Annotated in this window: 23 protein-coding genes, 2 tRNA genes and 1 pseudogene; 14 read left to right on the forward strand and 12 right to left on the reverse strand. The window is 63.0% G+C overall.

Annotated elements, in window-relative coordinates; genetic code table 11:
- Positions 1-69 precede the first annotated feature (69 nt).
- Together RFM52_RS19075 and RFM52_RS19080 are read right to left on the reverse strand one after the other, a co-directional pair.
- Entirely contained in the window at positions 70-1,290 is a 1,221-nt protein-coding gene (locus tag RFM52_RS19075) for a M20 metallopeptidase family protein (protein WP_320295892.1), read from the reverse strand.
- Positions 1,277-2,455, reverse strand: coding sequence for a M24 family metallopeptidase (locus RFM52_RS19080; RefSeq protein ID WP_320295893.1), 1,179 nt, complete (start codon positions 2,453-2,455; stop codon positions 1,277-1,279). The genes RFM52_RS19075 and RFM52_RS19080 overlap by 14 nt, the downstream gene beginning before the upstream one ends.
- Before the next feature lie 198 nt (positions 2,456-2,653).
- On the opposite strand from RFM52_RS19080, the gene RFM52_RS19085 reads away from it, so the two are divergent.
- The 7 genes and pseudogenes from RFM52_RS19085 (at position 2,654) to RFM52_RS19115 (ending at position 8,623) form a co-directional block, all read left to right on the forward strand.
- Complete coding sequence (locus RFM52_RS19085; RefSeq protein ID WP_320295894.1) at positions 2,654-4,090, forward strand: FAD-binding oxidoreductase; 1,437 nt, start codon at positions 2,654-2,656, stop codon at positions 4,088-4,090.
- Positions 4,087-4,821 carry a FadR/GntR family transcriptional regulator gene (locus tag RFM52_RS19090; protein ID WP_320295895.1) on the forward strand — a complete coding sequence of 245 codons (735 nt, stop codon included), beginning with the start codon at positions 4,087-4,089 and terminating at the stop codon, positions 4,819-4,821. Before RFM52_RS19085 ends, RFM52_RS19090 begins: the two co-directional genes overlap by 4 nt.
- 2 nt (positions 4,822-4,823) lie before the next feature.
- Positions 4,824-5,258 carry a VOC family protein gene (locus RFM52_RS19095; protein WP_320295896.1) on the forward strand — a complete coding sequence of 145 codons (435 nt, stop codon included), beginning with the start codon at positions 4,824-4,826 and terminating at the stop codon, positions 5,256-5,258.
- A 66-nt stretch (positions 5,259-5,324) separates the two neighbouring features.
- Complete coding sequence (locus tag RFM52_RS19100; protein WP_320295897.1) at positions 5,325-6,377, forward strand: ABC transporter substrate-binding protein; 1,053 nt, start codon at positions 5,325-5,327, stop codon at positions 6,375-6,377.
- Positions 6,377-7,150, forward strand: a pseudogene (locus RFM52_RS19105) (ABC transporter ATP-binding protein). Before RFM52_RS19100 ends, RFM52_RS19105 begins: the two are co-directional and overlap by 1 nt.
- Positions 7,147-7,902 (forward strand): ABC transporter permease, encoded by a 756-nt coding sequence (locus RFM52_RS19110; RefSeq protein ID WP_320295898.1) that lies wholly within the window; start codon positions 7,147-7,149, stop codon positions 7,900-7,902. The pseudogene RFM52_RS19105 and the gene RFM52_RS19110 overlap by 4 nt, the downstream one beginning before the upstream one ends.
- 163 nt (positions 7,903-8,065) lie before the next feature.
- Positions 8,066-8,623, forward strand: a complete 558-nt coding sequence (locus tag RFM52_RS19115) for a hypothetical protein (RefSeq protein WP_430699252.1) — start codon at positions 8,066-8,068, stop codon at positions 8,621-8,623.
- 74 nt (positions 8,624-8,697) lie between these two features.
- Here RFM52_RS19115 and RFM52_RS19120 read toward each other — a convergent pair.
- Positions 8,698-8,773, reverse strand: a tRNA-Val gene (locus RFM52_RS19120).
- A gap of 218 nt (positions 8,774-8,991) precedes the next feature.
- On the opposite strand from RFM52_RS19120, the gene RFM52_RS19125 reads away from it, so the two are divergent.
- A tRNA-Asp gene (locus RFM52_RS19125) sits at positions 8,992-9,068 on the forward strand.
- A gap of 331 nt (positions 9,069-9,399) precedes the next feature.
- Positions 9,400-9,603, forward strand: a complete 204-nt coding sequence (locus RFM52_RS19130; RefSeq protein ID WP_027166441.1) for a hypothetical protein — start codon at positions 9,400-9,402, stop codon at positions 9,601-9,603.
- 236 nt (positions 9,604-9,839) lie between these two features.
- Here RFM52_RS19130 and rbsK read toward each other — a convergent pair whose 3' ends face one another.
- The 3 genes from rbsK to RFM52_RS19145 are packed head-to-tail and all read right to left on the reverse strand — an operon-like array spanning position 9,840 to position 12,326.
- Positions 9,840-10,784 carry a ribokinase gene (gene rbsK / locus RFM52_RS19135; RefSeq protein WP_320295899.1) on the reverse strand — a complete coding sequence of 315 codons (945 nt, stop codon included), beginning with the start codon at positions 10,782-10,784 and terminating at the stop codon, positions 9,840-9,842.
- Positions 10,785-10,788: 4 nt separating this feature from the next.
- Complete coding sequence (locus RFM52_RS19140) at positions 10,789-11,241, reverse strand: RbsD/FucU family protein (protein ID WP_320295900.1); 453 nt, start codon at positions 11,239-11,241, stop codon at positions 10,789-10,791.
- Between the two features lie 26 nt (positions 11,242-11,267).
- Complete coding sequence (locus RFM52_RS19145) at positions 11,268-12,326, reverse strand: ABC transporter ATP-binding protein (protein WP_320295901.1); 1,059 nt, start codon at positions 12,324-12,326, stop codon at positions 11,268-11,270.
- 281 nt (positions 12,327-12,607) lie between these two features.
- On the opposite strand from RFM52_RS19145, the gene RFM52_RS19150 reads away from it, so the two are divergent.
- From RFM52_RS19150 to RFM52_RS19160, 3 genes are all read left to right on the forward strand, one after another.
- On the forward strand, positions 12,608-14,272 hold the full coding sequence (locus RFM52_RS19150; protein WP_320295902.1) for an ABC transporter substrate-binding protein: 1,665 nt from the start codon (positions 12,608-12,610) through the stop codon (positions 14,270-14,272).
- A 93-nt stretch (positions 14,273-14,365) separates the two neighbouring features.
- The gene (locus RFM52_RS19155) at positions 14,366-15,481 is read left to right on the forward strand and encodes a carbohydrate ABC transporter permease (RefSeq protein WP_320295903.1); all 1,116 of its coding nucleotides are present in this window, start codon (positions 14,366-14,368) and stop codon (positions 15,479-15,481) included.
- A 9-nt stretch (positions 15,482-15,490) separates the two neighbouring features.
- Positions 15,491-16,408: a carbohydrate ABC transporter permease gene (locus RFM52_RS19160; RefSeq protein ID WP_320295904.1), complete on the forward strand. Its 918-nt coding sequence runs from the start codon at positions 15,491-15,493 to the stop codon at positions 16,406-16,408.
- Positions 16,409-16,575: 167 nt separating this feature from the next.
- Here RFM52_RS19160 and RFM52_RS19165 read toward each other — a convergent pair whose 3' ends face one another.
- Positions 16,576-17,319, reverse strand: coding sequence for a creatininase family protein (locus RFM52_RS19165; RefSeq protein ID WP_320295905.1), 744 nt, complete (start codon positions 17,317-17,319; stop codon positions 16,576-16,578).
- 3 nt (positions 17,320-17,322) lie between these two features.
- On the reverse strand, positions 17,323-17,889 hold the full coding sequence (gene hxlB / locus RFM52_RS19170) for a 6-phospho-3-hexuloisomerase (protein WP_320295906.1): 567 nt from the start codon (positions 17,887-17,889) through the stop codon (positions 17,323-17,325).
- Positions 17,890-18,075: 186 nt separating this feature from the next.
- Between hxlB and RFM52_RS19175 the strand changes: the two genes are divergently transcribed.
- Positions 18,076-19,098 (forward strand): aldo/keto reductase, encoded by a 1,023-nt coding sequence (locus RFM52_RS19175; RefSeq protein WP_320295907.1) that lies wholly within the window; start codon positions 18,076-18,078, stop codon positions 19,096-19,098.
- 88 nt (positions 19,099-19,186) lie between these two features.
- On the opposite strand, the gene hupB is transcribed toward RFM52_RS19175, so the two are convergent.
- The 4 genes from hupB to RFM52_RS19195 form a co-directional block, all read right to left on the reverse strand.
- On the reverse strand, positions 19,187-19,459 hold the full coding sequence (hupB, locus tag RFM52_RS19180; protein ID WP_027166452.1) for a DNA-binding protein HupB: 273 nt from the start codon (positions 19,457-19,459) through the stop codon (positions 19,187-19,189).
- A gap of 194 nt (positions 19,460-19,653) precedes the next feature.
- Positions 19,654-22,065 carry an endopeptidase La gene (gene lon, locus RFM52_RS19185; RefSeq protein WP_320295908.1) on the reverse strand — a complete coding sequence of 804 codons (2,412 nt, stop codon included), beginning with the start codon at positions 22,063-22,065 and terminating at the stop codon, positions 19,654-19,656.
- 275 nt (positions 22,066-22,340) lie between these two features.
- The gene (gene clpX, locus RFM52_RS19190; protein ID WP_320295909.1) at positions 22,341-23,615 is read right to left on the reverse strand and encodes an ATP-dependent Clp protease ATP-binding subunit ClpX; all 1,275 of its coding nucleotides are present in this window, start codon (positions 23,613-23,615) and stop codon (positions 22,341-22,343) included.
- A gap of 291 nt (positions 23,616-23,906) precedes the next feature.
- The gene (locus RFM52_RS19195; protein WP_320295910.1) at positions 23,907-24,542 is read right to left on the reverse strand and encodes an ATP-dependent Clp protease proteolytic subunit; all 636 of its coding nucleotides are present in this window, start codon (positions 24,540-24,542) and stop codon (positions 23,907-23,909) included.
- Positions 24,543-24,886: 344 nt separating this feature from the next.
- Here RFM52_RS19195 and RFM52_RS19200 point away from each other — a divergent pair, with 344 nt between their 5' ends.
- Entirely contained in the window at positions 24,887-25,474 is a 588-nt protein-coding gene (locus tag RFM52_RS19200) for a hypothetical protein (protein ID WP_320295911.1), read from the forward strand.
- The last annotated feature ends 11 nt before the right edge of the window (positions 25,475-25,485 follow it).

A 25,485-nucleotide genomic window follows, 5' to 3' on the forward strand; every position in this document is an offset into this window, starting at 1 on the left:
TTCCGCCCGGAATTGCGTAAAAACAAAGAGATAGGGCATTTCGCCGTTTCCGTGAAACGGTGAAATGCACTAAGCGTCGGGATTCTCCTGCCCGGCCAGGTACATCGTTGCTGCCGAGACCAGCGTAAGAACGCCGCTCTTCAACGCGGCCTCGTCGACGCGAAACCTGGCATGGTGAAGCGGATAGACCGACCCGACCTCCTCGTTGCGGATGCCGAGCCGGAAATAGACCGACGGACGCTTCTCGCTGTAATAGCCGAAGTCGTCGGCAATGCTCCATCCGGGCATGCTGAGCGCATTCTCCGCGCCGATGCTGGCCTTGGCGCCGGCCATGATCAGGGCTGCCATCTCGACATCGTTGACGACGCCAGGTTCGCCTCGATGCAGGTCGACCCGCACGCTGGCGCCGTGGCTGGAAGCCACTCCCTCCAGCACCTCGCGAAGCCGGCGCCAGGCACGCTCGCGGGTGGCGTCGCTGCCGCTGCGGATGGTGCCCTTGAACGCGACCTTGCCGGCGGTCACGTTGTAGGCATTGCCGCCATTGATGGCGGTCACCGAAATGACCAGCGGATCGTAAGGATCGGTCTCGCGCGAAACGATCTTCTGCAGCTCGCTCACCATGGAGCAGGCCACGGTCAGCGCGTCGATGCCTTCATAGGGTTTTGCCGCATGCGCCGCCGAGCCGGTGACCAGCACATCGAACGTGTCACATGCCAAAGTGTAGGGGCCGGAGCCGACAGCGACCTTACCCGACGGCGTGTACGGATCGACATGGACGCAGATCGCGGCGTCGACATCGTCGAGAAGCCCCTCCTCCACCACCCGTTTGCCGCCTGACGGCTCATCTTCCTCGGCTGGTTGGAAGACAAGGCGGACGGTTCCGCCGAAATTTTCGCGCGACCGATGCAGGTGCGCGGCCACCGCAAAGCCCATCGCGGCATGGGCGTCATGGCCGCAGGCATGCATCACGCCCGGATTTTCCGACGCATAATCGACGCCGGATTCCTCTTCGATCGGCAAAGCGTCGATGTCGGCGCGAATGGCGAGCTTGCGATTGGAGGGCCGGCCGGTGCCGACGATATCGACGGCGAGCCCGTAACCGGCAATGTCCCGAATCTCGGCGATGCCTTCGCTCGCGAGCATCTCGCGCAAATAGCGCTGCGTGCCCACCTCGCGGTTCGAAAGCTCCGGGTGGCGGTGCAGATGGCGGCGGATCTCGATCATCCGATCGAGAATCCCGGCGTCGATCTCGGGCACGGTATCGCCCGCAGGCCGGTCAGGATTTGACATGGATATCCCGCGGGAACTTCGTCAGCGTCTCGTTGCCGGTGTCGGTCACCAGAATGGTCTCGCTGATCTCGATGCCCCAGCCGTCCATCCACATGCCCAGGATCGAATGAACGACATTGCCGGGTTGAAGCACCGTCTTGTCGCCGGGTCTGAGGCTGATCGTATGCTCGCCCCAATCGGGCGGATAGGCGACGCCGATGGAGTAGCCGATGCGCGATTCCTTCTTCAGCCCGTAACGCGCGATGACCTTGCGCCAGGCAGCTTCGACCGCTTCCGCGGTCGTGCCCGGCCGTACGGTATCGAGCACCGCATCCATGCCCTCGATCACAGCCTTTGCCGTGTCCGCGACGCGGGTCGGCGTCTTGCCGAGCTGCATCGTCCTGGCCAGCCCGGCGGCATAGCGGCGGCAAACGCCGGCAAGCTCCAAGGCGATCGTTTCGTCCTTTCCGAACCGCCTGTCGCTCCACATGATGTGCGGCGCGGAAGCATTTTCGCCACCCAGGATCGTCGGCGGCAGCGCGGTGATGTCGCCGGCGAAATTAGGGCTGCCGGCGATCTGCGCCGCCTGGATGGCGGCGATCGCGTCGCACTCGCGCACACCCGGCGCAATGACTTCGAACGCCCGCGCGACCGCTGCTTCGGCCAGCCTCGATGCGTTGCGCAGATAGGCGATTTCCGGCGCCGATTTCACCGCGCGGATCCAGTTCACAAGCAGGTCGGCGTCATGCCATTTCGCATTGGGCAATCCGGCGACGAGCCGCGCATGCGCCTTCGGTGAGAAATAATAGGCTTCGAGCTCGATGCCGGTGTGGCGGCTGCCCCAGCCCTTGGCGACGATCCAGGCCGCGATCCAGTCCATGGGATGACGGTCGGCGCGCTGAACATGGTCCTCCGGGAAGCCGACCACGTTTGCCGGCTTCATCCAGGCCGTCAGCAAGCCGCCGGCCGCGTCCATGGCGCGGCCTATCCAGACTGGCTCGGCATCCTCGATCGGAACCAGCACCACCTGCGGCGTGTAGAAAGACCAGCCGTCATAACCGGTGATGTAATGCTGGTTGGCGACGTCGTTGACGATCAGGAGTTCGATGCCGCGCCTGGCCATCTCGGCACGGATTTTTCCGAGCCGCTGCCGGTACTCTTCGCGGGCAAAGGGCAGTTCAATCATCTTTTCTCCTCACCGGATCGATCTGGCCGGGGACGAGCCGCGGCTCCCCGTAGCGCCCACCATCGCGGTGGTTTCGGCGGCCGGCAATCAGCCAGGACGATGCATAGGCAGGGCCTAGTCCGATGACAGAGTCCGCCTGTTGACTCGAATTAAGTTGTAGGATGATATGTATCACCCGATATCCAGACATGAATTTTCATGACCGTTCACCATCTCTCGCCGGAAATCCTTAGCGCCATCGAAGGCGCAGTCGGCCCAGGCGGATTCACCGCCGATGCCGCCGGTATGGCGAAATATCTGGGCGATTGGGCAGGCGATTACAGAGGCGAGGCTCTTGCCGTGCTGCGGCCAGGCTCGGTCGGCGAAGTCCAGGCCGTGATGCGTCTGTGCAGCGAGCTTGGGCTCGGCGTGATCCCGCAGGGTGGCAACACCGGGCTGGTGTCGGGCGCGATCGACAGCAAAGGCCGTGGTCTGGTTGTCGTCAGCCTTGAGCGGCTGAACGCGATCCGGCAGATCGATACGGAAAATTTCACCCTGCGTGCCGATGCCGGCTGCGTGCTGCAGACGATCAAGGACGCGTGCGAGGCGCAGGATTGCTTGTTCCCGTTGGCGCTCGGCGCGCAGGGCAGCTGCCAGATCGGCGGCAATGCGGCGAGCAATGCCGGCGGCGTCAACGTGCTGCGCTATGGCATGGCGCGCGACCTCATCCTCGGGTTGGAGGTCGTACTTGCGAATGGCGAGCTGTGGAACGGTTTTGCCGGGCTGCGCAAGAACAACAGCGGCTACGACCTGAAGCAGCTTTTCATCGGCTCGGAAGGCACACTGGGCATCATCACGGGTGTCGAGGTGAAGCTCTTTCCGAAGCCGGTTCAAACAGAGACAGCCTATCTCGGTCTCGCTTCTTTCGAAGCTGCCATCCAGTTATTCAATCGGGCGCGCCGCGACTGTTCGGACCTGATCTCCGCTTTCGAGATCATCGGTTCGGAATGTATCGAGCTCGCCCGGCTGATCGACCCAGGCATAGCTGCGCCGGTCTCGGCGCCCGTGCAGGTGCTGATGGAATTGTCCTCCGGGCCGGGTATCGATCTCAATACTCTCTTGGCCAGTTTCCTGGCCGATGCCATGGAAAAAGGCCTGGTGACCGACGCGGTTCTCGCCACGAGCAGCGTGCAGGCCAGGAGCTTCTGGGCGATCCGCGAAGGGCTGGTCGAAGGCCAGGCCAGGCGCGGCTATCATGTTCGGACCGATCTGTCGGTGCGCATCTCCGACATCCCTGCCCTGATCAGCCAAGCCCGGCACTTCATCGCGAATAGCCATCCCAGCTGGATTCCGCTGGTCTATGGCCACGCCGGCGACGGCAACATCCATTTCAACGTGCTGCCGCCGCTTGAACTTGCCGAGCACCATGCCCGCGCGCGGGGCGCTGAAGTCATCGCCGGTCTCTATGAAATCGCCGTCGGCCTCGGCGGTTCGATCAGCGCGGAACACGGTATCGGCCGCAGCCGGCGCGAGGAATTCTGGACCGGGCTCTCGCCGACGCATCGCCACATGGTCGCGGCGCTGAAGACTGCGCTCGACCCCAAGGGACTGATGAATCCCGGTTGTCTGTTGCCCGCGACGGAGATTCTTTCATGAAGCAGAGACTGGCCGCCATCGGCACCGTCGAGACCTTGCCACACCGTGTCGCGGCCTTCCTTAGCCGCGAGATTGAATCCGGCGAATTGAACCCCGGCGCGCGGCTGCCGACCGAGCAGGAGCTGTCGGAAAAGTTCGGCGTCAGCCGCAATGTGGTGCGTGAGGCGATCGCTCAGCTCAGGGCTGACGGCATGATCGAGGCGCGGCAAGGCATCGGCGCCTTCGTGCTGGCGCCCGAGCAGCGGGCCGCGATCCGCATCGACCGCGAGGCGCTCAAGGACACGCACAACATGGAGCGGCTGTTCGAGTTGCGCTGCATCCTTGAGGCCGAGTCGGCGGCACTCGCCGCGGCGCGGCGCACTAAGGAGCATCTCGATTCGATCAAGGCAGCGCTCGACCGCATGGGCGGCGAAGAGCGCTGGGAAGAAGGCAGCATCGACGCCGACCTGCTCTTCCACCGCGAGATCGCGCGCGCCACCGGCAACAGCTACATCCACACTTTCATCTCGTTCGTCTGCGAGCAGATCCGTCACTCCATCCACTACGCCCGTATGACCAACCCGCTGCACGACCTCGTCGAGATCAATGTCGGCGAGCACGTGCGCATCTACGAGGCGCTGGTGGCGGGCGATCCGGCCGCGGCGGAAGCGGCAATGCGGGCTCACATCGTCGGCGCCGCCAATCGCGTCGGCGTCAGGCTGCCGCTGCCGAAAACCGACGGAGCGAAATAGCCATGCCGGCGAGCATCACCCGCATTTCCGACGTCTGCCTGCTGGTGGAAAACATCGAGCGCACCGTCGAATTCTATGTCGACAAGCTCGGCTTCCGCCTGCGCCGCCGCGCCGAAGGCTTTGCTGATTTCCATGGCGAGGGCGTCACGCTCGCCGCCTGGGAACTCGACCACATCAACCGCCATACCGGCGTGTCGAAGCTGAAATCGCAGCGTCAGGCGCACAAGGTCTGCGTCGCCGTGCAGCTCGATACGCCGGCAGACATCGACCGCATGCATGCCGAACTCAGCGGCAAGGGCGTGCCTTTCTACGGCCCGCCCGAAAACTACGCCTGGAATGCGCGCTGCGCCTATTTCACCGACCCGGACGACACACTCTGGGAGCTTTACGCCTGGCTCGACGGCGGCCCCGGCGACTACCACGACGAACAGCCGTAGATGACGCCGCGCTGAAGGGAGCGGCGCCTGAAGAAGAGACGAGAAAGTCTGCAACAGGAGCGAAAAATGAATGGGAACAGGGACTTCGAATTGAACCGTCGCGCTTTCGTGAAAGGCGGCGTCGCGGCTGTGGCGGCCGTGTCGGCCGGTATGCAGCTGGTGCTGACGCCGGGCGCAAAGGCCGCCGGCAAGGTCGTCATCCAGTATGACTGGCTGATGTCCAACGGCCAGATCGGCGACATCGCGGCCGTCGCCAACGGCTATTTCAAGGATGCCGGGCTGGAGGTCGAATTCAGCCCCGGCGGCCCCAACGCTTCGACCGTCCCGCCGGTCATTTCGGGCGCCGCGCAGCTTGGCCAGTTCTCGGAGACGCCACAGCTCTATTCGGCGCGCGCTAGCGGCGTGCCGATCAAGATCATCGCCTGCGGCTTCCGCACCGGTCCCTACGCGCTGACCTCGAAGTCGGCCAAGCCGATCCGCGGCGTCGCAGATCTCAAGGGCAAGAAGATCGGCATCCAGCCGACGGCGCGCTTCGTCATCGACGAGATCCTGGCCAAGAACGGCATCGATCCTTCCGAGGTGACCATCGTCAATGTCGGCTTCGACAAGGCGCCGCTGGTGCGCGGCGACGTCGATGCGATCGGCGGCTGGATCACCAACACGCAGGCACTGAGCGTCGTCGGCGATGACCGCATCGACCTTCTGACTCGCGACCTTGGATTGAGCTCCTACGCCGACGTCTATTTCGCCACCGACACTGCGATCGAAAAGGATCCGGAGACCCTGGCCAAGTTCATCGGCGCCGTCGGCAAGGGATGGGGCTGGGTGCATGCCAACCCGCAGGAAGCGGTGAAGAAGATGGTCGCCGCCTATCCGGAAATGGATCTCGGCTGGGAGGAAAAGACCGTCAATCTGGTGCTGAAACTCTCCTTCGACGGCGCGACCGCCAAGGATGGCTGGGGCACGTTCGACCCCGCCTCGATCGAGGAGCAATTGGCGCTGCTCGACAAGGTCGGCCAATATCCGAACGGCCGTCCGGCAGCCAAGGATGTCTACACAACCAAGATCCTGGAACTGTCGGCCGCCGACCGGCCCAAGCTCGACGCGCCCGCGGCGTGATGGTGGAGGCTATCGAAGCGCGGCAGCTAGATGTCGGCTATGGCGGCCGGCAGACGGCCGTCAAAGTGCTCTCCGGCCTCGACCTGACCGTCGCGGCCGGTTCCTTCCTGTAGATCCTGGGGCCGTCCGGCTGCGGCAAGTCGACCTTGCTCAGGGTGGTGGCCGACCTGCTCGATCCGCTCGGCGGCTCAATCAGCGTGCTCGGCGAAACGCCGCATGCGGTGCGCTCGCGCCGCGACGTCGGCTTCGTCTTCCAGGATTCCACCCTGCTCCCCTGGCGCACGGTGTGCGACAATGTGCGCCTGCCGCTCGGCGTCGGCCAGGGCAGCCTGACCCGCAGGATCGAGGACCGCAGCACGGAGCTGCTGGAGCTCATGGGCCTCGGCGGCTTCAGCGAGCGCCTGCCGCACCAGCTCTCCGGCGGCCAGCGCCAGCGCGTCGCGATCGCGCGCGCCCTACTCGGCGAACCGAAACTGCTGCTGATGGACGAACCCTTCGGCGCGCTGGACGAGATCACGCGCGACCGGTTGAACGACGAGCTTCTCGCGCTCTGGCGGCGCACCGGCACGACGATCCTTTTCGTCACCCATTCGATCGCCGAGGCCGCCTATCTCGGCGAACGCGTGATCGTGCTGGCCGCCAATCCGGGGCGTGTCGTCAGGGACCTCGACATGCGGCCCTTCAAGCAGGAAAGCAATCGCTGCAAGCGCGAGGATCCGGCGATCGTCGCCGCCATGGCCGATTTGCGGACGGCGCTGGAGCGCGCATCGTGAGACAGGCGCCGCTCTCTCCGCAAATGACCCTTGCGCTTCCCGTCCTGGGCGCGGCTTCAATCCTGCTCGCCTGGCAATACTTGCTGCCCCTGCTTGGCGTACCGGCCTATATCGTGCCGACGCCGACGGCGATCTTCGGTGTCTTCCAGAAGAACTTTTCGCTCCTCATCGACAATCTGCGGCCGACGCTGATCGAGGCGCTGGCCGGCTTCGTCATCGGCAACCTGGCTGCCGTGCTGCTGGCCGTGCTCTTTGTCCACAGCCGCGTCCTTCAGGCCGCCTATTTCCCGATCGTGCTCTTCTTCAACACCATTCCGATCCTGGCGCTATCGCCGATCATCATCCTGATCTTCGGTCTCGGCATGACGCCGAAGATCGTTATCGCCGCGGTGATCTGCTTCTTCCCGACGCTGGTGAACATGATCCGTGGGCTCGATTCGGCCAGCGACAACGAGCACGAACTGTTCAGGGTGCTGTCGGCGACACGCTCGGAGATTTTCTGGAGTCTGCGCTTGCCGCGCGCGCTGCCGATGCTGTTCTCCTCGCTCAGGATCGCCTCGGCCACCGCCGTCATCGGCGCCATCGTCGGCGAATGGATCGGTTCGGACAAAGGGCTCGGCGCGCTGATCATCCAGGCGACCTTCAACTACCAGTCCGACCGCCTCTACGCCGCGATCGTGCTGTCGTCGTCGCTGTCGATCGCGCTGTTCTGCATCGTGGTCCTCGTTGAGCGGCGGATCATAAAATACTGAAATCACAGCCGGCCGAACCGTTGGTCGGCATCGCTTCCTTGACTCCTCGACAACCGGACGCAGCGAGCGATAATCTGGCATACGACCGGCGACCAAAGCGTTCATCGCACGTTCAACAGCTTCGCTGTAGGGTGTCCGATGCAATCAAAACGGGAGACGAATCGTGTCGAAAACCCCTACTTTCCTGATCCGGATGGCACTGGCGGTCATTTGCCTGGTCGGCCTGGCCGCGACCGCCACGGCCCTTTTCCCAAGCACCGCCTCGGCGCAGCAGCTGCGGCGATGCGCCAATGAAGGCGGCATATGCCGCCTGCCCTATCCCACGCAAGTGATCTACGGCGCCCGGGGTCGAACGACGTCCCGGTTTTTCGACCGCCGGGCCGTGCCTTGCTCAAATCGCCTTTTCGGTGATCCTGCACCCGGCCGCGAGAAAGCTTGCTATTACGTGGCGCGCGGCCGCGGCGGCTATGGCGGTGACAACAACTACGGCGATGACAACAATTACGGGGGCGATTACGGCTCACGGCCGGACCGCGGCGATTGGGTTGCCTGCGCCGGTGAGGGCGATTTCTGCGATTTCGAAGGTCGTGCGGTGGTCAGATACGGCGCACGCGGCCGGTACACGCAGGATGTCTTCAGGAACGGCGTCGACTGCAGCAACGACTCCTTTGGCGGTGATCCTGCTCCGGGCGCGGAAAAAAGGTGCTACGTCAGGCAGTAGCAGCCCGCCGCTCGATAAGGTGGTGGCCCTGGCAAGGGCCGCCGCCACATTCCGTTTCAGCTTGTTCGACAGGCTGGTGGGCGATGACGGGCTCGAACCGCCGACATCTTCGGTGTAAACGAAGCGCTCTACCAACTGAGCTAATCGCCCGCTTGAGCGCGGACCTTTAAGCAGTTAGGGCCGCATCCGCAAGGCCAAATGAACGGACGGCGCACCCGTCGCGGTGCGGTTTTCCCCAGCCAGGACGCCGCTGTCAAAAAACCTTCTGCTGATTGCTGTTATGCTTCGATGCTGCGCTTGACACCCGCAAACGAACCCCTTATCCACCGCCCCAACGACGAACACGGCTGACACGTGCTCGTCAGTGCGCGGGTGTAGCTCAGTCGGTTAGAGTGCCGGCCTGTCACGCCGGAGGTCGCGGGTTCGAGCCCCGTCACTCGCGCCATTTCCCTTTCCGGGGTCAATCAGAAAATCCGGCTTGTGCGGCGCGCTTTGACGGGTGTTCCGGCCGTATCGCCTTGACCACCGCGGATCGCGGTCTGCTTCTACACCGCCTGCCGGCCTGCGCCTGCCGCATGGAAGAGGACAAGCCGATTGCCCACATCGCCGAGTTGGCCAGCTAACGACCTCTGGCCAATTGCGAAGTCAATTCAAGGCGTTGAAGCGACCGACGCCGCGCGAATGTCGCAGCGGGTTTGACAACCGAGGGCCTTTACCCGGGAACCATTCCAATCTTGCCTCGTTCAGCCCACGGGCGAAAATGACGGGAGATCAAGATGGCTGTGAGATGCCGCATTTCGATCGATGACGCCAGGGACGTCGACGAGCTCGCCTTCCAGGAATTGCCACGGGTCGGTGAAAGCGTTTCAATGCCGGTCGAAGGATCGAGCAGGGACCTTCGGGTTCTGCGCGTGGTGCATATGCCCGGCAGCGAGCAGGGCGCAACGACGATGCTGGAGCTGACCAGCAGGATTCTGTAGCGCTATCCGAGCCCGATTCAGGAAATCATTCGCCCAGGACGACGCCGGAAGCGATGATCTGGGCCGTCCGTTCGGTGAGCTTCTGCCGCTTCGTAAGCGTGGGCTTTTCGTAAGGCTTTTTCATCCAGCCGTTCCAATCGGCGTTGCCGACCAGGACGATGAACGCGCTCGCCTCCGTTGCGTTCCGGATTAAGGAGCCGCTAACAAAGCCGAGAAAGACAGGTGGACGGGAGGCGTCAGGCCTTGGCGAGCAGCGCCTCGACCTCCCGCAATGTCGGCATCGATGGCGCGGTGCCTGGGCGGGTCACAGAAATGCCGGCGACCGCGCAGGCAAAGCGGATGGCCTCCAGAGGCTCGGCGCCTTTTGCCAGAGCTGCGGCCAGGCCGCCGTTGAACGCGTCACCCGCCCCCGTGGTCTCGACCACTGGGCCCGCATTGACCGCGCCGACATGTTCGGATCGCTCCTTGGTGTGGAGCAAGGCGCCCTTTTCTCCCAGCGTCACGATGACGGCACCGACGCCTTTGACCAGCAGCGCATCGGCGGCGCGGCGGGCGTCGTCGATCGACGAAACCTTGATGCCGGTCAGTCCTTCGGCTTCAGTCTCGTTGGGCGTGACATAGTCGCAGAGGGTGTAGATGCGGTCGGGCAGGCTGGCGGCCGGCGCGGGATTGAGGATGGTCGTCACCCCTGCCCCGCGCGCGATCTCGAGCGCCTTCAATGCCGCGTCGATCGGCTGCTCAAGCTGGGTGACGAAAACGCCGGCGGAACGAATGAGCTCGGCATGCGCTTCGATGTCGGCCGGGGAAATCAGCATTGCCGCGCCCGGGCTGACGATGATGGCATTGTTGCCGCTGCCTTCCTCGACGAAGATGTAGGCGGCACCCGTATAGCTGTCCGGCGTGTCGATGACGGCGCTTTTCACGCCTGCGTCTTTCCAGGTCTGCTTGGCCATGTCGGCGAAGGCATCGACGCCGAGCCTGGTCAGGAAAGTGATGTCGGCGCCAAGCTTGCCGGCGGCCACGGCCTGGTTCGAGCCCTTGCCGCCCGGGCCGAGCTTGAAGGAATTGCCGAGGATCGTCTCGCCCAGGCGCGGCTGGCGGTCGGCGCGATAGGCGGTGTCGGCAACGAACACACCCAAAATTACAACAGGCTTCGTGACGACGGGCTTGCCGATAGCCATGTCCTTACTCCGCATCCGGCGGCACGACGCCCTTGCGGAAGGCAAAGCAGCCATAGAAGCGCCGCTCGCCGGTCTGGATCACGCAATAAGCTTTCCTGGAGCGCTCGTAGAAGGCGTAGCGCTCGATCGAGATCATCGGCCAAGGCTTGCCCTCGGCCGCGTCGATCTCCTTCTGGACCTCCTTCTGCACCGGCGGAATCTCGTTCGGCTTGCCGACGATCTCCATGCGCGCCGCCGCATCGTTGACGAAAGTATCCAGCGGCAAGACCGACAGCACCGCCTTCACCACTTCGGCCGCCGTCGCGTCGATGCGCAACAGCTTGCCGAGCACGGTTTGCCGCGCCACCGAATCGGACGGGAAATTGGTGTCGGCGATGATCAGGTCGTCGCCATGGCCCATCGCCCGCAGCGCCTGGAGCACATCGGCATTGAGCAGCGGATTGATCCCTTTGAGCATGGTTTCCTCTTGAAGGGTTGATGCGGTCAGAGACGCTTGCCGGTGCCGGCGTCGAAGAGGTGGACCTGGTCGAGGCGCGGCTTGAGCTTCAGCGTGTCGCCCGGTTTGAAGTCGTGGCGCTCGCGAAACAGCGCCACCATCTCGCCCTCGCCGAAGCGCACGAAGGCCAGGGTCTCGGAGCCTGTCGGCTCGACCACCGAGATCTTGGACTCGACGCCGTCCGGATGGATCTCCAGATGCTCCGGCCGCACGCCGTAGACGACGGCCTGGCCATCCTCGGCAGCAACTCCCGGCGGCATCGGGAACGCCGTGCCGGCGATCTCGACGACCGCCTTCTCAGCCTTCTTCACGGTGCCCTTAAGCAGGTTCATCGAAGGCGAGCCGATGAAGCCGGCGACGAAAAGGTTCGCCGGCCGGTCGAACAGTTCCAGCGGCGCGCCGACCTGCTCGATGCGGCCGTCGCGCATCACGACGATCTTATCGGCCATGGTCATGGCCTCGATCTGATCGTGGGTGACGTAGATGGTGGTCGTCTTCAGCCGCTGGTGCAGTTCCTTGATCTCGGTGCGCATCTGCACGCGCAGCTTGGCGTCGAGATTGGAAAGCGGCTCGTCGAACAGGAACACCTGCGGATTGCGCACGATGGCGCGGCCCATGGCGACGCGCTGGCGCTGGCCGCCGGAAAGCTGGCGCGGATAGCGCCTGAGATAGGGCGCCAGGTCGAGGATGTCGGCGGCGCGCTTGACCCGCTCGGCGACGACGGCCGGATCGGTGCCGCGCAGCTTCAGCGCGAAGGCCATGTTCTGCTCCACCGTCTTGTGCGGATAGAGCGCGTAATTCTGGAACACCATGGCGATGTCGCGCTTGGCCGGCGGCAGGTTGTTGACGACGCGATCGCCGATCGAGATCGTGCCGCCGGAAACCGTCTCCAGCCCGGCCACCATCCTCAAGAGCGTGGACTTGCCGCAGCCCGACGGGCCAACCAGCACGACGAACTGGCCGTCGGCGATGTCGACACTGACCTCATGCAGGACCTTGACGGTTCCGAACGCCTTGGCCACACTGCTGATCGCTACTTGAGCCATCGTCTCCCCTTTATCGTTTGCGGTGAAGCTAGCCATTGCCAACGGCGACGGCAAGTCGGTATCTTATAGATAAAAACCCAATCTTGTTGACAAGGTAATCGATTACGCGAATAGTGGCGAGTGCCAATCCGAGAGCAGATCTGTTACCCTGAGATCGGATCTCCGGCGACGCAGGGTGGGGTCCCACGTCCCCGTATGATCGAGGAGAACCGTCAGACGTTTCGACGTCCGAGAGATTGGCACTTCAATTCAATGGCTGTTGTTCTGGGAGGAACCTGTAGATGAGAGTCGACCTGTATGAAAAACTGATGCGCGCCGGCGCCAGCCGCCGCGATCTGCTGAAAGGTGCCGCCTCGATGGCCGCGATCGCCGCCGCGTCCGGCGCCGGGCTCGGCGCGCTGACGAGGCCGGCCGCCGCCGATGACAGCCTGCGTGCGAAGATCCTGCAGATCCCGGGCGTCGGCAAGGGCCAGCCGACCGATGCGGATTTCCAGAAGGTCGGCGAGCTCTGCCTCGAAGCGACCAAGGCCAATGTCAAGGAAGGCGAGTTCGCCGGTGTCGAGCTCACCTTCATGGGCCTCAACAACCAGAACCTGCACAACGTGCTGTTCCGCGGCTTCCTGAAGCCATGGGAAGCCTATACCGGCGCCAAGATCAGCTGGATCGACCTCGCCCAGGCCGACTACAACGCCCGCCTGCAGCAGTCGATCGCCACCGGCACCGTCGACTTCGACATCATCGAAATGGGCGCGCCCTTCGAAGGTGACGTCTGCGGCAAGGGCCTCACCTCGGAGATGCCCGACTGGGTCAAGAAACAGATTGATTTCGACGATCTCGTCAACTACCTGAAGCCGCCGGTCGGCACCTGGGACGGCAAGCAGTATCGCGTGACCATCGACGGTGACACGCACAACTTCAACTACCGCACCGACGTGTTCGCCGATGCCGACCTCGCCAAGGCCTGGAAGGAAAGCGGCGCCACGACCGAATGGGGCGTGCCGAAGACCTGGCAGGAAGTGCAGGCCGTTACCAAGTTCCTGAAGGGCAAGAAATTCAAGGGCCAAGACGTCTATGGCTATCTCGATGCGCCCAAGCCCTGGGGCGGTTTCGGCTTCTACTTCCTCGGCAGCCGCGCCACCGCCTATGCCAAGCATCCCGATGACAAGGCCTGGCTGTTCGACGCCGACACGATGAAGCCGCGCGTCAACAATCCAGCCTGGGTGCGCGCCATCCAGGACGTGATCGACGCCCTGCCCTCAGAGCCTGCCGACCAGATCAACGCCGATCCGAACACGACTGCCTTCCAGCAGTTCCTGGCCGGCACCGGTTCGATGATCCCGTGGTGGGGCGACGTCGGCTCGAACGTGAAGACCAACGACTCATCGGTCATCGGCGACGTCACCGGCTTCTCGATCCTGCCGGGCTCCGACGACGTCTACAATTCCAAGACCGGCAAGTGGGAAAAGCTCGCCAGCGGCCCGAACTATTCGCCGAATTGCGCCTATCTTGGCTGGGGCGTCTATGTCATGGCCCGCGTCGACAAGGACGAAAAGAAGAAGAAGGCCGCATGGTCCGCCGCGGCCCATCTCGGCGGCAAGGACCTGTCGATCTGGACAGCAATGTATCCGTCGGGCTTCCAGCCCTACCGCAACTCCCATTTCAACATTCCCGAATGGGTGGCGGCCGGCTATGACGAGGCCTTCATCACCTCCTATCTCAAGTCGGAAGGTGATTCCTACAATCATCCGAACGCTGCGATCGAGCCGCGCATCCCCGGCATCTTCCAGTACTACTCCGCCGCCGAGGACATCCTCGCCAACACTTTTGCCGGCAAGATGAAGGCGCAGGAAGGCGCCGACGCCATCGCTGCCGCATGGGAGAAGCTGACCGACCAGATCGGACGTGACAAGCAGGTGAAGCTCTACAAAGCTTCGCTCGGCATGTAAGCTGTCTCACGGAAGTCGCGGCCCGGCGGCACCAGTCGCCGGGCCGCATCTTTGACCGGCTGCGGCCGGTCGTCAGTCAAAGAGGCGAGAGGCGTGGCTGAGCAGACTTCGACCGCGAATGCGTGGGCGGCAAATCCGGCCGACCTGATCCCGGCAGGCCGCAAGCGCCTCGGCTGGGGTCTGCTGGCCCTCGCGACCCTTGGCCTGCTGGCGATCATCGTCGTGCAGGTTCTCTACAAGACCGAAATGTCCACGGTCGGTTTCGACACCTGGCGCCCGGTGATCTACGCCTACATCTTGTGGGGAGCAGCGCTCGGCGCCTGGCAGGTGCTGACGCGTGGCGAGGACGGCCAGCGCGCGCTGTTCCTTCTGCCGGCGCTGCTCTTCACCATCGCCATGGTGATCTTCCCGACGCTGTTCGGCTTCTACATCGCGCTGACCGACTGGAACCTCAGCTCGTTTACCGGGCGCAGGTTCAACGGCCTCGACAATTTCTGGCAGATGCTGGCCGATCCCTATTACCGCAACGCGCTGTTCAACATGGTGCTCTACGTGCTTGCGGTGCTGGTCGAATATGTCATCGCCTTCGGCCTGGCGCTGCTGCTCAACGCGCAGATCCGGGCCCGCAAATTCTTCCGTGTCGTCTTCCTGTTGCCGCTGATGCTGTCGCCGGTCGCCGTGTCCTGGATGGTCGGCAAGTCGTTGATGGAGTACCGGTTCGGACCGGCGGCGACGCTGGCGCGTCATCTCGGCTGGGACAATCCGGCCTTCTTCTCCGATCCGATCACCGCCCGCATCTCGATCATGATGCTCGACGCCTGGACCTTCATCCCCTTCATGATGATTATGCTGCTTGCCGGCCTGCAGGCGATGTCGCGCGAGGTGCTGGAAGCCGCCCGCGTCGACGGCGCGACCGCGTGGCAGACATTCTGGCAAGTCACCTTTCCGCTGATGCTGCCGGTGTCGGTGACGGCCGTTATCCTGCGCATCATCTTCAAGCTGAAGCTTGCCGACATCATCATCACCCTGACCTCCGGCGGCCCCGGCGGCGCCACCGATTCCGTGTCGAGCTTCATCTATCGCGAATATCGCGACCGCTCGAATGTCGGCTACGGCACCATGCTCGCCATGGCCTATCTGATCATCATCGTCGTTTTCGTGACCTGGCTGTTGAAATTCGCCAGTCGCTTCGTGCGCAACGTCAACTGAGCGGCCATCATGAGCGTCCAGACCACCGACTACACCGTTTCCGAAATCCGCTCGCCGGCGGCCTTTGTCGCCAGCCGCGTCTTCATCTATGGCGCGCTTGTCTTCTGGGCTTTCGTCTGCCTGTTCCCGATCTACTGGACGATCACTACCTCGTTCAAATCGGCGGTCGACGTCACGCAGGGCCATCTCGTTCCCTTCGTCGATTTCCAGCCGGACTGGAAGGGCTGGCGCTCGCTCGGCCTGTCGCCGGACTCGATCTTCCAGACCTCGACCGTACGCGACGAATTCTTCAAGCGCTTCATGAACTCCGTCATCACCTCTGTCGGGGCATCGGGCCTCGCCATCATCATCGGCAGCCTCGCCGCCTATGGCCTTGTCCGCTACCGCTACAAGTTCGCCTGGTTCAAGAACGAGGACATCTCCTTCTTCTTCCTGTCGCAGCTGATCCTGCCTCCGGTCGTGCTGGCGCTGCCTTTCCTGGTGCTCTACCGCGAAGTGGCCCTCCTCGACATGCGCATCGGGCTCGTGCTCCTCTACACGCTGATGGTGCTGCCGATCGTGATTTGGATCATGCGCGACCAGTTCAACTCTATTCCGGTCGAATTGGAGGAAGCAGCTTTGGTCGACGGGCTGTCGATCTGGGGCGCCTTCTTCCGCATCGTCATGCCGATCGCGCTGCCCGGCATGGTCGCCGCTTTCATCCTGGCGATGGTGCTGTGCTGGAACGAGTATTTCTTCGCCGCCCTTCTGACGTCGACCGATGCCAAGACCATCCCTGTCATGGTGGCGAGCCAGACCGGCTCGCAAGGCATCAACTGGTGGTCGATGGCAGCGCTTGCCACGGCCGCGATCGCGCCGCTGGCCATCATCGGCATCGCGCTCGAGCGCTATCTGATCATGGGCATGACGGCCGGCTCGGTGAAGTAGCGACGGCATTTCTTCCTTCTCCCCTTGTGGGAGAAGGTGGATCGGCGCGTTAGCGCCGAGACGGATGAGGGGTGTTCCAGCGGAGTGAGACGCCGGCTTTCCCTGGAGCACCCCTCATCCGTCGCCTTCGGCGACACCTTGCTCCCACAAGGGGAGAAGGGGAGCAGCTAGCTCACCAATATCGCCCTAAGATGGTCGAGGATCATGGCAACGCCGATCTTGCCGAGACCCGCCGAGGCCTCCGACGCGCTTTTCGTATACCAGCCGGTGTTGTCGGCGAAACGCTTCTCGTCCACCGCCTCTGGGCATAGCGCCAGCATCAGCGAGGTTTCGCCGATGCCGGCATGGTCGAACGGATATTTGCCGTTCATCGCGGCCGGCATCAGAGGATGCACCTGCACCCAGTTGAAGACATTCTCGCCCTGCGCATGGCCGGCATAGTAATCGGCCATTGTGTTGGAGCCCCACCAACCCTCGCCACGTTCCTTCTCCAGGAAGCGGAAGATCGCCTGGCGGCCAGCGGTCTTGAAGGCGAGATCGGTCGGCATGCCGGCCACGAAATTCTCGGTCTGGTGGTGGATGATGGCGTGGATGTTGCGGAAGCCGATGCGCAGCATGCCGTAGAACAATTCATCGGCGAATGGCGAAAGCACCGGACCGCCGACCTGCACCGAGCCGCTGCCTTCGGGCGCCGCCACCGCATAGCTTGCCGCGCCGTAGTAGAAGGGCGGCAGGATGACGATGTCCCTCTCCTTTTCGATCAGCTCCACCGTCTTGATGACGGCCAGCGTGTCCATGCCAACCGCCATGTGCTCGCCATGGTATTCGAGCACACCGAGCGGCAGCACGACCGGCCAGTTCTCCTCGATCGCCTTGCGGATCTGGTGCGGCAGCATCAGCTCGTAGCGCATCCCCTACTCCATATTGGTGTGCCTGGCGCGCATCGCTTCCGGCGTGGCTTTTGTCAGCGCCTTGAGCTTCAGCACCATGATCTCGAACAAGACGAACAGCGCGCCCTCGAACAACGAGCCCATCGGCAGAACCGAAGTCCGGGCGGCGCCCTGGTCGCTGGCCATCGTCTGCGCCGGGATGAGCAGCGTGAAGTCGGCGAGTTTCTCCGCGCTGCTTTCCGGTTCCGCCGTCAAGAGCAGCACCTTCGCGCCGGCCGCGCGGGCAACCCGCATCAATGTCAGCACCGTGGTGGTCTCGCCTGGCCCTGAACTCACGAGGAACACATCGCCTTTCCCCATCGGCGGCGTGGTCATGTCACCGACGACCGAGACCGGCAGGCCGAGATGGTAGAGCCGCATGGCGAAGCCTTTCACCTGCAGCGCCTCGCGACCGCAGCCATAGACGGCGATCCGGGCGGCGTCGGCAAGCATTTCGCAGGCGGCGTCGATCCGGGCTTCATCCGTACGCGCCAGCACCGCGCCAAGCTCGTCCAGCGCGGTCGCGAACATGCCTGATCCGGCTTTGGTCATGATGGCTCTCACCCTGCCTGAGAGGTGTCGCGACGCTTTGTGGATTTGCGGTATGCTGCCACGAAAAGCTTGTTTCTGTTCATGCTACCACCGCGAAAATCGCTGTCCAACGAGCCTCGGCACTTTTGCTGGGCCACGAGCGTGATAGTGTCATGTCAGACAAATCACTCCGGGACATCGTCAGACATGAAGACACGGCATTTCGACCGCATCGGCAATGGCGGCATCACCTTCACCGAGCTCGGCTTCGGCGCCGCGCCGCTCGGCAATCTCTACCGCGCCATTTCCGACGAGGACGCCAATGCTACCTTGCAGGCGGCCTGGGCGACCGGATGCCGCTATTATGATACGGCCCCGCTCTACGGCCTCGGCCTGTCGGAAACGCGCCTCAATCCCTTCCTGCGCGGCAAGAAGCGCGACGACTATGTGTTGTCGAGCAAGGTCGGCCGCATCATGCGCGTCGCCCCGCCGGACAAGCGCACCGGCATCGGCAAGTTCTTCGAGACGCCGTCGCGCCGGGAAGTCTACGACTACAGCTATGACGGCGTCATGCGCTCTTTCGAGGCCTCGCTGGAGCGCCTGGGCGTCGACCGCATCGACATCCTTTTCGTCCATGACGTCGACATCTTCACCCATGGTAGCAAGGAGGCCTCGGATGCCCGCATCGAGGAATTCATGTCGTCCGGCTATTACGGCCTGCTGGCGCTGCGCGACCAGGGCGTGATCAAGGCCTTCGGCGGCGGCATCAACGAGTGGCAGGTCGCCCACACGCTTGCCGAGCGCGGCGACTTCGACCTGTTCCTGCTTGCCGGCCGCTACACGCTGCTCGAGCAGGAGGCGCTGCAATCCTTCCTGCCGCTTTGCCAGAAGCGCGGCATCGGCATCGTGCTGGGCGGCCCCTACAATTCCGGCGTGCTTGCGACCGGACCGAAGCCCGGCGCCTTCTACAATTACAGCGAAGCGCCCAAGGAGATCCTGGATCGCGTGGCGCGTATCGAAGCCGTCTGCAAACGCCACAATGTGCGGCTGATCGAGGCGGCGCTGCAATTCCCGCTACAGCATCCCTCGGTGATGTCGGTGATACCCGGCGGCCAGCGGCCGGCCGAGGTCGAAAGCAACCGGGCGCTGCTCGACACCAGGATACCGGCGGCGCTGTGGGCGGATCTGAAACAGGAAGGCCTGATGCGCGCCGACGCGCCGACGGCCTGAGCAACTCCAGGAAGAATGCGGGTCCAATCGCCGCAAAAAAAAGAAAAGCCGGGCAAGCCCGGCTTTTCTGCTCTTAAAGAAAAAGGTCTTAGTTGACCGCGTCCTTGAGGCCCTTGCCGGCCGAGAACTTCGGCACGGTGCGCGCCGGGATCTTCACTTCCGCGCCGGTCTGCGGATTGCGGCCGGTCGAAGCAGCGCGTTTTGACACGGTGAAATTTCCGAAGCCGACAAGCCGGACATCGCCGCCCTTCTTCAGTTCGCCAGTGATCACGGAGAACACCGCATCGACGGCGGACTGCGCATCAGCCTTCGAAATGCTTGCGGAGTCGGCGACGGCGGACACCAGTTCGTTCTTGTTCATAAAAATTCCCTTCCATGAGAAAACCGGAACTACGACTCATCCGGCAGGAAACGGACTTTAGAAAGAAGCGTTCAGGAACCCAAGCCGAAAACCGCGGAATTCCGGGCTTTTTTGCTTTTTTTGGTGGCTTTTCACATGAAAAAGCCGGGCTCAAGGCCCGGCTCTCTCTTTGTGCGCTGCAATGTTAGCAAACGCTAATGAGCAAGCGACTTTCCGGCATCGTCGCCGCTGTCGACCGGAGCCGGCGCATTGACCGGCTCGACCCACTCGATCGGCTCCGGCATCCTGACCAACGCGTGCCTCAGCACCTCGCCAACCCGCGAGACCGGAATGATCTCCATGCCGTTCTTCACATTGTCCGGAATCTCCGCCAGATCCTTGACGTTCTCTTCCGGGATCAGGACCTTCTTGATGCCGCCGCGCAATGCCGCGAGCAGCTTCTCCTTCAGGCCGCCGATCGGCAGGATGCGGCCACGCAGCGTGATCTCGCCGGTCATCGCCACATCGGCCCGCACCGGGATACCCGTCAGCACCGACACGATGGCAGTGGCCATCGCGGCACCTGCGGACGGGCCGTCCTTCGGCGTGGCGCCTTCCGGCAAGTGGACGTGGATGTCGCGCTTGTCGAACAGCGGCGGCTCGATGCCGAAATCGATAGCCCGAGAGCGGACGTAAGAAGCCGCCGCCGAGATCGATTCCTTCATCACGTCACGTAGATTGCCGGTCACCGTCATGCGGCCCTTGCCGGGCATCATGACGCCTTCGATCGTCAGCAGCTCGCCGCCGACTTCCGTCCAGGCAAGACCCGTGACCACGCCGACCTGATCGTCGGCTTCGACCTGGCCGAAGCGGAAGCGCGGCACGCCGAGATAATCGGCGAGGTTGTCCGCCGTGATCTTCACCGTCTTCTTCTTCGTCCGCAGGATCTCGGTCACCGCCTTGCGCCCGAGCTTCATCAGCTCGCGCTCCAGGCTGCGCACGCCGGCTTCCCGCGTGTAGGTCTGGATGATGCCGCGGATCGCGTCCTCGCCGACCGAGAATTCGTTCGGCTGCAGGGCATGGTCACGGATCACCTTGGGCATCAGGTGACGCTTGGCGATCTCGATCTTCTCGTCCTCGGTGTAACCGGCGATACGGATGATCTCCATGCGGTCCATCAGGGGCGCCGGGATGTTCAGCGTGTTCGCCGTCGTCACGAACATCACGCTCGACAGGTCGTATTCGACCTCGAGGTAATGGTCCATGAACGTCGAGTTCTGCTCGGGATCGAGCACCTCGAGCAGCGCCGATGACGGATCGCCGCGGAAGTCCTGGCCCATCTTGTCGATCTCGTCGAGCAGGAAGAGCGGGTTCGACTTCTTGGCCTTCTTCATCGACTGGATGACCTTGCCGGGCATCGAGCCGATATAGGTCCGCCGGTGACCGCGGATCTCGGCCTCGTCACGCACGCCGCCGAGCGCCATGCGGATGAACTCGCGGCCGGTCGCCTTGGCGATCGACTTGCCGAGCGAGGTCTTGCCGACGCCGGGCGGTCCGACGAGGCACAGGATCGGCCCCTTGATCTTCTTCTGGCGGCTCTGCACGGCGAGATACTCGACGATGCGCTCCTTGACCTTGTCGAGGCCGAAATGGTCGGCGTCGAGCACGTCCTGCGCATAGTTCAGGTCCTGCTTGACCTTGGAGTTCTTGCCCCACGGGATCGACAGCAGCCAGTCGAGATAGTTGCGCACCACTGTCGATTCAGCCGACATCGGCGACATCGAGCGCAGCTTCTTCAACTCGGCCTCCGCCTTCTCGCGGGCCTCCTTGGAGAGCTTGGTCTTCTTGATGCGGGCCTCGATCTCGGCGGCCTCGTCGCGGCCGTCCTCGCCCTCGCCGAGCTCCTTCTGGATCGCCTTCATCTGCTCGTTGAGGTAGTACTCGCGCTGCGTCTTCTCCATCTGGCGCTTGACGCGCGAGCGGATGCGCTTTTCCACCTGGAGCACGGAGATTTCGGCTTCCATGAAGCCCATCGCCTTCTCCAGACGCTCCTTGACGGAAAGCGTGGCGAGCATCTCCTGCTTCTCGGGGATCTTGATGGCGAGGTGCGAGGCGACCGTATCGGCGAGCTTGGAATAGTCGTCGATCTGGCTGGCCGCACCCACCACTTCGGGCGAGATCTTCTTGTTCAGCTTGACGTAATTCTCAAAGTCGGTGACGACCGAGCGGGCAAGCGCCTCGATCTCGACCTCTTCCTCTTCCGGTTCGGCGAGCGCGGTGGCGCGGGCTTCATGGAAATCGGCGCGGTCGGTGAACGAGACGATCTTGGCGCGCGAGGCGCCCTCGACCAGAACCTTCACGGTGCCGTCGGGCAGCTTCAAAAGCTGCAGCACATTGGCGAGCGTGCCGATGTCGAAGATCGCATCGGGCTCAGGATCGTCGTCGGCTGCATTCATCTGGGTGGCGAGCAGGATCTGCTTTTCCTGACCCATCACCTCTTCCAGCGCCTTGATCGACTTTTCACGGCCCACGAAGAGCGGAACGATCATATGCGGGAACACGACGATATCGCGCAGTGGGAGGACTGCGAAAACGCCGTCGCCGGAAGCCTTGGATATCTTGGCCATTGTCCAACCTTTCATGTCGCGGACGCTTATTTTAGCCAACCGCGAATCTCATATTAACGACCGAGGGTCGTTCCGCCTACCACCGTTTGTGACGGGAGTTTTACAGCACAGAATTCGGCGCCTCGGCCTTCTGCTGTTAGGTGGATGCAGCCGGGGCAAAGATCAAGGGTTAACACGGTCGCTCGACCCGTTCCATCGTATGCCTTCCCGCCTTTCACAGCAAAACGGCGCCACGCGGGCGCCGTTCCATGAAAAATGTGGGGTCAAACGCCATTTCAGGCGCTGACATTGCCCTTCTTTTCCTTCTGCTCGGAATAGATGTAGAGCGGCCGGGCGTTGCCGGACACCACCTCTTCCGAGATCACCACTTCGCGCACGCCTTCCAGCGCCGGAAGCTCGAACATGGTGTCGAGCAGGATCGCTTCCATGATGGAGCGCAGGCCGCGCGCGCCGGTCTTGCGCTCGATGGCGCGCTTGGCGATCGCCGACAGCGCGTTTTCGTGGAAGGTCAGGTCGACATTCTCCATCTCGAACAGCCGCTGATACTGCTTGACCAGCGCGTTCTTCGGCTCGGTCAGGATCTGGATCAGCGCCGGCTCGTCGAGGTCTTCCAGCGTGGCCAGAACCGGCAGACGGCCGACGAATTCCGGGATCAGGCCGAACTTCAGCAGATCTTCCGGCTCGACCTGCCGGAACAGGTCGCCGGTGCGCCGATCCTCGGGCGAGGCAACGGTCGCGCCGAACCCGATCGAGGTCTTGCGGCCGCGGTCCGAGATGATCTTGTCCAGCCCGGCGAAGGCGCCGCCGCAGATGAACAGGATGTTGGCGGTGTCGACCTGCAGGAACTCCTGCTGCGGATGCTTGCGCCCGCCCTGCGGCGGCACGGAAGCGACGGTGCCTTCCATGATCTTGAGCAGCGCCTGCTGCACGCCCTCACCCGACACGTCGCGGGTGATCGAGGGATTGTCCGACTTGCGCGAGATCTTGTCGATTTCGTCGATATAGACGATGCCGCGCTGGGCGCGCTCGACATTGTAGTCGGCCGACTGCAGCAGCTTCAGAATGATGTTCTCGACATCCTCGCCGACGTAACCGGCCTCGGTAAGCGTCGTGGCGTCGGCCATGGTGAACGGCACGTCGATGATGCGAGCCAGCGTCTGCGCGAGCAACGTCTTGCCGCAGCCCGTGGGGCCGATCAGCAGGATGTTCGACTTGGCCAGTTCGACGTCGTTGCTCTTGCCGGCATGCGCGAGGCGCTTGTAGTGGTTGTGGACCGCCACCGACAGCACGCGCTTGGCGTAAGGCTGGCCGATGACGTAGTCGTCGAGAACCTTGAGGATCTCCTGCGGTGTCGGCACGCCTTCGCGCGACTTCACCATCGAGGTCTTGTTCTCCTCGCGGATGATGTCCATGCACAGTTCGACGCACTCGTCGCAGATGAAGACCGTCGGCCCGGCGATCAGCTTGCGGACTTCGTGCTGGCTTTTGCCGCAAAACGAGCAATAGAGCGTGTTCTTTGAATCACCGCTATTGTTGCCTACCTTGCTCATTTTCCTGTCCTTTCACCGACGCCCACCGATGGCCTGGCTTTGAGTGACGTCTCACCAATCTATCGCGGGAATCCGCCACCGCCAGTGTCCCGGCTCACACAGCGCATTCCGTACGAAACACAAATCAGAAAACGCGGCAATGATTCGCAGCAACCCCACACAAAGCTAAGCCGTCGAAAATCAACATAGCCTTAACGTAGGCAATCCCAACGCCTGAGGGAACAGCCAAATGTGGCCGAAATGCCGCAAGACGCGCCAAAACAGCGTTATGCTGCCATTTGCCGTCGATGGTCAGGCTGAAGCCGTGGCGGTCTCGACGGTTTCGCGGCTCGAGATGACCTTGTCGATCAGACCGAAGTCCTTGGCCTCGTCCGCGGTCATGAAGTGGTCGCGGTCGAGCGTCCTCTCGATCTCGTCATAGTTCTTGCCGGTGTGCTTGACATAGACCTCGTTCAAGCGGCGCTTCAGCTTGATGATGTCCTGCGCATGACGTTCGATGTCCGAAGCCTGGCCCTGGAAGCCGCCTGACGGCTGATGGACCATGATCCGGGCATTCGGCGTGGCAAAACGCATGTCCTTGTGACCGGCGGTCAGAAGCAGCGAACCCATCGACGCGGCCTGGCCGATGCAGAGCGTCGACACCGCCGGCTTGATGAACTGCATCGTGTCGTAGATCGCCATGCCTGAGGTGACGACGCCACCCGGCGAATTGATATAGAGGTTGATTTCCTTCTTGGGGTTTTCCGCCTCGAGGAACAAAAGCTGTGCACAAACCAGTGTCGCCATCCCGTCCTCGACCGGACCGGTGATGAAGATGATGCGTTCCTTCAGGAGGCGCGAGAAAATGTCATAGGCACGCTCGCCGCGGTTGGTCTGCTCGACCACCATCGGAACGAGGTTCATGTAGGTTTCAACGGGGTTCTTCATGGACTACCCTTGTTGGAGATGGATTCCGGCGCCTCGGTATACCAGCAATCGCGCGGAATCGTTCTGGATCGGTTACGACCTAAATAGGATGCCGGCTCACCCTAGCGCAAGGCCGCCTCTCCTAGCCATCTGGTTAAGTCGAGTAAAGCGCTGCAGGCCCGGGAAACCCGGGCGGCTAGCCCCGTGAGGCAGGCCCCGGTCTCGGTTGGCGGCCAAAGCCGTTCGCAAGGTAGCAATTCCTTAACCGCGACGCTTAACGAAAAGCCCTGAAATCGCTGTCCGCCCCCGGAGCTTCCGCTACAGTCCTGCGTTGTGAAGGCGTCCTTTTTCAACGGGGGAATGTCATGATCCGCAAAAGCTCCGCATCGCTGGCGGCAGTAGCGATGCTTGCCAGCGTCTGTGAAACCGCCGCCGGCGGTCGCGCGCTCGAATGTTATGAACCGACCCACAGGCCCGCACTTTACGACACCGTCTATGAGGACGTGATGGTGAGCCCCGGCGGACAGGTGGTCGATTACGACGCGCCGATCTACGGCACCTACCAAAGCGTGGACCAGATCGCGCCGCCGCGCGTCGCCTACGAGGCCGTCCCGGCGGTGACGCGCACGGTCTATCACACGGTCAAGGTCGACGATGGCGGCTACGCCTGGGAATGGCGCGTCATCCATGGCCGCAAGGTGCTGTGCAAGGTATGGCGCAAGGCCCGCTATACGCGCGTCGCCGAGACGGTCGTGGTTCAACCGGAGCGCGTCCGGCGCGTCGTTCAGCCGGCGGAATACGAAGCAGTGGCCCACGAAGTGCTGGTGCGGCCGCACCAAGTCCGCATCCGGGAAATCCCGCCTTCATACGGGACAGTGGCGCGCCGGGTGGTGGTGCGGGAAGGCTCGACAAGCTGGCGTCGGGTGCATATTCCGCGACATTGCCAGGATTAGGCGACACTCGC

Origin of the sequence: Mesorhizobium humile (genome assembly GCF_033977215.1) — a bacterium.
GTDB classification, from domain to species: Bacteria; Pseudomonadota; Alphaproteobacteria; order Rhizobiales; family Rhizobiaceae; genus Mesorhizobium; species Mesorhizobium humile.

What these genes read in the sequence shown, in the direction of transcription:
- RFM52_RS19075 (WP_320295892.1), bottom strand. Translation starts at nt 1,290, where the DNA reads ATGTCAAATCCTGACCGGCCTGCGGGCGATACCGTGCCCGAGATCGAC.
- RFM52_RS19080 (WP_320295893.1), bottom strand. Translation starts at nt 2,455, where the DNA reads ATGATTGAACTGCCCTTTGCCCGCGAAGAGTACCGGCAGCGGCTCGGA.
- RFM52_RS19085 (WP_320295894.1), top strand. Translation starts at nt 2,654, where the DNA reads ATGACCGTTCACCATCTCTCGCCGGAAATCCTTAGCGCCATCGAAGGC.
- RFM52_RS19090 (WP_320295895.1), top strand. Translation starts at nt 4,087, where the DNA reads ATGAAGCAGAGACTGGCCGCCATCGGCACCGTCGAGACCTTGCCACAC.
- RFM52_RS19095 (WP_320295896.1), top strand. Translation starts at nt 4,824, where the DNA reads ATGCCGGCGAGCATCACCCGCATTTCCGACGTCTGCCTGCTGGTGGAA.
- RFM52_RS19100 (WP_320295897.1), top strand. Translation starts at nt 5,325, where the DNA reads ATGAATGGGAACAGGGACTTCGAATTGAACCGTCGCGCTTTCGTGAAA.
- RFM52_RS19130 (WP_027166441.1), top strand. Translation starts at nt 9,400, where the DNA reads ATGGCTGTGAGATGCCGCATTTCGATCGATGACGCCAGGGACGTCGAC.
- rbsK (WP_320295899.1), bottom strand. Translation starts at nt 10,784, where the DNA reads ATGGCTATCGGCAAGCCCGTCGTCACGAAGCCTGTTGTAATTTTGGGT.
- RFM52_RS19140 (WP_320295900.1), bottom strand. Translation starts at nt 11,241, where the DNA reads ATGCTCAAAGGGATCAATCCGCTGCTCAATGCCGATGTGCTCCAGGCG.
- RFM52_RS19145 (WP_320295901.1), bottom strand. Translation starts at nt 12,326, where the DNA reads ATGGCTCAAGTAGCGATCAGCAGTGTGGCCAAGGCGTTCGGAACCGTC.
- RFM52_RS19150 (WP_320295902.1), top strand. Translation starts at nt 12,608, where the DNA reads ATGAGAGTCGACCTGTATGAAAAACTGATGCGCGCCGGCGCCAGCCGC.
- RFM52_RS19160 (WP_320295904.1), top strand. Translation starts at nt 15,491, where the DNA reads ATGAGCGTCCAGACCACCGACTACACCGTTTCCGAAATCCGCTCGCCG.
- RFM52_RS19165 (WP_320295905.1), bottom strand. Translation starts at nt 17,319, where the DNA reads ATGCGCTACGAGCTGATGCTGCCGCACCAGATCCGCAAGGCGATCGAG.
- hxlB (WP_320295906.1), bottom strand. Translation starts at nt 17,889, where the DNA reads ATGACCAAAGCCGGATCAGGCATGTTCGCGACCGCGCTGGACGAGCTT.
- RFM52_RS19175 (WP_320295907.1), top strand. Translation starts at nt 18,076, where the DNA reads ATGAAGACACGGCATTTCGACCGCATCGGCAATGGCGGCATCACCTTC.
- hupB (WP_027166452.1), bottom strand. Translation starts at nt 19,459, where the DNA reads ATGAACAAGAACGAACTGGTGTCCGCCGTCGCCGACTCCGCAAGCATT.
- lon (WP_320295908.1), bottom strand. Translation starts at nt 22,065, where the DNA reads ATGGCCAAGATATCCAAGGCTTCCGGCGACGGCGTTTTCGCAGTCCTC.
- clpX (WP_320295909.1), bottom strand. Translation starts at nt 23,615, where the DNA reads ATGAGCAAGGTAGGCAACAATAGCGGTGATTCAAAGAACACGCTCTAT.
- RFM52_RS19195 (WP_320295910.1), bottom strand. Translation starts at nt 24,542, where the DNA reads ATGAAGAACCCCGTTGAAACCTACATGAACCTCGTTCCGATGGTGGTC.
- RFM52_RS19200 (WP_320295911.1), top strand. Translation starts at nt 24,887, where the DNA reads ATGATCCGCAAAAGCTCCGCATCGCTGGCGGCAGTAGCGATGCTTGCC.